Source organism: Micromonospora yasonensis, from assembly GCF_026013475.1.
In the GTDB taxonomy this organism is placed as follows: domain Bacteria; phylum Actinomycetota; class Actinomycetes; order Mycobacteriales; family Micromonosporaceae; genus Micromonospora; species Micromonospora yasonensis.
In genome coordinates this window covers 1-4,732 of the sequence record NZ_JAPDPH010000354.1, presented here as the reverse complement: position 1 = coordinate 4,732, position 4,732 = coordinate 1, and the positions used below count along the sequence as shown (strand labels likewise).

The 4,732-nt window shown below is 72.5% G+C and carries 4 protein-coding genes; 2 read left to right on the top strand and 2 right to left on the bottom strand.

What is annotated here, in order from left to right; genetic code table 11:
* A partial coding sequence (locus ONA70_RS34860) for a TSUP family transporter (RefSeq protein ID WP_265010743.1) occupies positions 1–231 on the bottom strand: 231 nt, incomplete at its 3' end.
* Positions 232–417: 186 nt separating this feature from the next.
* Between ONA70_RS34860 and ONA70_RS34855 the strand changes: the two genes are divergently transcribed.
* The gene (locus ONA70_RS34855; RefSeq protein ID WP_265010742.1) at positions 418–1,197 is read left to right on the top strand and encodes an endonuclease/exonuclease/phosphatase family protein; all 780 of its coding nucleotides are present in this window, start codon (positions 418–420) and stop codon (positions 1,195–1,197) included.
* A gap of 68 nt (positions 1,198–1,265) precedes the next feature.
* Here the strand turns inward: ONA70_RS34855 and ONA70_RS34850 are convergent, their stop codons facing one another.
* Positions 1,266–2,156: a Rossmann-fold NAD(P)-binding domain-containing protein gene (locus ONA70_RS34850; protein WP_265010741.1), complete on the bottom strand. Its 891-nt coding sequence runs from the start codon at positions 2,154–2,156 to the stop codon at positions 1,266–1,268.
* A gap of 121 nt (positions 2,157–2,277) precedes the next feature.
* On the opposite strand from ONA70_RS34850, the gene ONA70_RS34845 reads away from it, so the two are divergent.
* Positions 2,278–4,713: a tetratricopeptide repeat protein gene (locus ONA70_RS34845; RefSeq protein ID WP_265010740.1), complete on the top strand. Its 2,436-nt coding sequence runs from the start codon at positions 2,278–2,280 to the stop codon at positions 4,711–4,713.
* Positions 4,714–4,732 lie beyond the last annotated feature (19 nt).

Here is a 4,732-nt window from a genome sequence, read left to right as displayed (position 1 = left end):
GCCGGCCACCCCCCAGTCCATCTTCGTCCGCCGCGCATAGGTCACCGCCGCCGTCGACGTGCCGAAGATCGCGGCCAGCTTGTTCGTGCCCAGCGCCGTGGCCACCGGCACCCCGGGCGCGGCCACCAGCAGCGCCGGCAGCAGCAGCAACCCACCGCCACCGACCACGGCGTCCACCCAGCCCGCCATGGCGGCCGCGGTCAACAGGGTGGTCAGCGAGACAGGATCCACGGGCCGTCATTCTTCCCACCGCCACCGCCCCGACGAGACCGGCTGTGGCCAGGCTCACCGCCCGTCAGCGGCCGCGCCGCCGCCGCAACCACAGGCCGGCCGACGCCACCGCCACGAACACCAGCACCGAACAGAGCAACGCCTTGATCACGCGGCAAGCCTGCCACGCCGACGTAGGGTGTGCAGGTGCGCCTGGCCACCTTCAACCTGCTGCACGGCCGCTCCCTCACCGACGGACTCGTCGACCCCGACCGGCTCACCGCCGCCGTCGCCGCGCTCGACGCCGACGTGCTCGCCCTGCAGGAGGTCGACCGGGACCAGTCCCGCAGCGGCAAGCTCGACCTCACCGCCATCGCCGCCCGCGCCCTCGACGCCCCCGAGCACCGCTTCGCCGCCGCCGTCGTCGGCACCCCCGGCGAACAGTTCCGGCCGCTCACCCACGACGACGACGGACACGGCGAACCCCTTTACGGCGTCGGCCTGGTCAGCCGCCACCCCGTCCGCTCCTGGCAGGTCACCCGCCTGCGCCCCGCCCCGGTCCGCTCGCCGGTCTACGTGCCCGGCCCCGGCGGGGGACTGGTGCTGCTGCACGACGAACCCCGCGTCGTCCTCGCCGCCGTCCTGGACACCCCGCACGGGCCGCTGACCGTCGCCGCCACCCACCTGTCCTTCGTGCCCGGCTGGAACATCCTGCAGCTGCGCCGGGTGGTCCGCGCCCTGCGCACGCTGCCCGCCCCGCGGATCCTGCTCGGCGACCTGAACCTGCCCGCCGGCCCGGCCGCGCTGCTGTCGCGCTGGCGGCCCCTGGGCCGGCGACCCACCTACCCGGCCGGGCAGCCCCGGGTCCAGCTCGACCACGTCCTCGCCGACCGGCAGGGCCTCGACCGGCTGCCCCCGGTCACCGCCGTCGACACCCCGCTGTCGGTGATCTCCGACCACCGGCCGCTGGTCGTGGACCTCGGCTGAGCCGCGCCCGGGGGATCGGGTGCCGTCCCGGCCGCCGCGACCCCGTTCATCTGCCCGTGGTGCGATGGTCAGAGCAACTGAGCAAGAGGCGCCACCGTCTCCCAGTGCTTGAGGTACTCCAACGCGGCATGCGGATCGCCGTTGGCGTTCTTCACCAGGCGCGTGCGCTCCAGCACGTCGTCGCTGTCGGGGAACAGCGTCCTCAGCCGGAGCGTGGAGACGATGTAGTCGTCACGGTCGGCGACGTTCACCCAGCGCTTGAGCTGCTCCGGCGTCCGCAGCGGTTGGGGGCGCAGCCGTTCGCGGATGATCGAGCGCAGGCCGAGCGGCGAGCCGAAGGTGACGAGCAGCGGCAGCGGCTGGTCGAGCCTGTGCAGGGCCTCATAGGCTACGACGGTGCCGAGCGAGTGCGCGATCATCGCCTTGGTGTCCGGTGTCACCCGGGACAGCACGGCGTCGATCGCCTGTTCGCGCACCGACTCGTCGTCCAGGTACGCGGCCACCTGCCCCAGGTGAAAAACACCGGTACTGGTGACCGCGGCGAAGCCGGAGCGGGCGATTGGGCCGAGCCGCCCCAGCAAGGCGACGACCAGCCGGACCGGGGCGTACGGCCCCTGCTCGGGGCCGACCTCCGCGCGTAGCTCGTCCAGTTCGTGGGCGGCTTCGGCGCTGTCCGTCGGGTCCGAGGCATGTCGGCTGATGTTGTCCATGATGTTCTCGCCCACGGCCTCGCTGGTCAGCGCCATCTGTTCGGGAAACGGCACGTCCCAGTCGTCCCGCGGTACAAAGGGCGCGTAGAGGTGGCGGTAATAGGCAACGGCCACCGACGTGGAGCCCTCCTCGAGCCGGTCGGCCTGTTCGGGGTGGTCGTTGTCGCGCAGGGTGTGCGCCAGCGCCCGCACCCAGTTCGTCCTCAACTCCTCCTCAGTCTCGTCCGTGGAACCGATGCCGTGCACCATGACCAGGTCAGCCATGTGTCTCCCGTCAGCTTTCGTGCCCGCGTCCCCGCGCTCGCACCATCGTTCCACCGCCTGAGCCCAAGTCGATAATGGACAGGTGGCAGATGAACGCAGAGCGTTGGTGATCGCTTCCCACTGGGACGCCCGCGAGGTGAAGCCCGAGGACAGGCTGGATCTGCTGGATTCGTGCGCCACGGAGCTGACAGCCCTGCTGCTGGACCCTCTCCGAGGCACGTGCGCCCCGGCGTGCGGGGACGGCCTGCTCACCGACCCCGCCACGGTCGAGGAGGTGACCGTCACTCTGACCGAGGCCTTCGCCGGGGCCTCCGCGTCCGGGGCGTCTCTCGTGGTCGGCTTCGTCGGTCACGGGCACGCCTCCCGGGAAGGGGAGTTCCTCTTCCCCGTCCGTTCCACTCCGGCTGTCCCCGGCACGGAGACGGCCTTCCAGCTCCCTCAGATGCTGCGCGCGCTGACGCAGCGGCACGGCGGCATCCGGGAACTGACCGTCATTGTTGACGCGTGCATGTCCGGATACGCGGTGCTCGCCGCCGCTGGTTCCTGGTTTCCGTCCGCCATGCAGACCGGCCGAAGGATCGAGCTCCTGTCATCGGCGGACGGCCGCGCGGCGTACGGCCTACAGTTCTCCGTGGCCCTCAACAGGCTGATTCGGCAGGGGGACATCCGGCTGGGCGAGAAGCTGCACACCGGGCCCGTAGGCCGGCTGGTCGGCCCGGATCTGGTGAGGCAGGACCCGCAGTCCGCGTCGTACGACGGCGGCAGGAGTGCTTCCGCCGACCCGTACGGCACCTGGATCGCCAGGAACACGGCGCACAACGCCGCGCTCAGCGTGCTCGCCGGAACACGTCCCGCCAGAGAGCTCATCCCGGCGCTCCAGCTCTTCCAGGCACCTGCCGAGCTGGAACGGCTCATCGCCTCGGTCGGCCGGCACCGGGTCGTGGCCCTGCTCGGCTCCATGGGCACGGGGAAAACGACGCTGGCCGCCGCGCTGTGCCGTGCCGAGCTGCTCCCGGAGGGCAGTTCCCCCGCCGTGTGTGCAATCGTCCGCCTCACTGACGCCGCTTGGGCCGCCGGCCGTTTGATGCCGCAGCTGACCGATCAGCTGCGCCGGTACCTGCCGGGGTTCGCGGAAGCCGAGGCGGCGTATCGGGCCCAGGCGTCCGCAGACGACGAGGGCGCGATGACCGCCGCGGAGTTCGGCGTGGCCGGTCCGCTCGGCCTGATGGGTCCGCGCGAGCCGGTGCGCGTGATCGTGGACGGGCTCGACCAGATCGGGCAACCCGGCCGCGCCGATGTCGTCCACGCGCTGGCCACCCTGGCCAACTCGGCGCCCTCGTGGTTCGGCGTGGTGGTCACGAGTCGGGACGGCGTGCATCTGCCGCAGGACTGGCACCGCGAGCCGCTCCCAGCGGTGGGGGAACAGCAGCTCAGCACCTACCTGGCGGCGCGCGGCCAGGCTCTCGGCCCCCAGCGGGAGATCCTTCGCCAGGCAGCCGGCAACTGGGAGATCGTCCGGTTGCTCGCGGACTACGGTCCCCTGGAGCACGTCGGCCGGGTGTCGTACGAGGACGTGTACGGAACCGTGCTGCTGCGGGCCCGGTACGCGGCGCCGGACGGCCGGTCGGAGTGGGTTGACGCCGTCCTGGTGGTGCTCGCCGCCTCCGGGCTGGGTGCGGAGCTGCCCCGCGCCCTGCTGGCCCGCGCGGTCGGCGAGCTGGGCGGTCCGGCCGGCGACGCGCTCGGGCAGGTCCTGGACCTCCTGCCGGGCCTGCTCGTGCGGGCGGACCATCCCGCGGGGGCCGAGCTCCTCGGTGTGCACCACCAGACCCTGGTCGAGTACCTGAGCGAGGCGCTCGATGTGGTCTCCGGCCACCGTGCGCTGTGCCGGGCGCTGGAGATGATGGCTCCTATGGACCAGCACAAGCGGGACGATCCTCTGCATGCCTACGCCGAACAAGCCGAGCCGGCGCATCTGTGGCACGCGGCGCGCCGGGACCCGTCCCTGTACGAGCGTTTGCTGGCGAGCCTGGAACGGCGCGCCGCCGCCCAGGCGACGGTCAACCGCGACCGGTGGGCCGCCTGGGCCCAGCGGCTGGCGCAGCGCCCCGGCGCCGGCACCCCGGTCGCCCTGCGGGCACGGGAGCGATCCGCCTACTGGACGGGGAAGGCTGGTTCGTACCGGCGCTCCCGGGAGCTGTACCAGGAGCTGTTGGAGGACCAGCGGCGCGCCCTCGCAGAGGACGCGCCGGAGGTGCTGGAGACCCGGCACCGCATCGCGTACGCGACCGGCGAGATTGGCGACTTCGCGGAGGCGGTGGAACTGCACCGGGCCGTGCTGGCCGACCAGATCCGCGTTCTGGGCCCGGACGACCGGCGTACCCTGGCCACCCGGCATCACCTCGCGTACTGGACCGGCCGGGGCGGAGACATGGCGGAGGGGCTGCGGCTGCACGAGGAACTGTTGGAGGACCAGCGGCGGGTGCTCGGGCCGACGCATCAGGACGGGGAGAGGGGGGTGGGGGGGAAGAGGGGGGGGTAAGGGGGGAGGGTGGGGGGTG

What these genes read in the sequence shown, in the direction of transcription:
- ONA70_RS34850 (WP_265010741.1), bottom strand. Translation starts at nt 2,156, where the DNA reads ATGGTGCACGGCATCGGTTCCACGGACGAGACTGAGGAGGAGTTGAGG.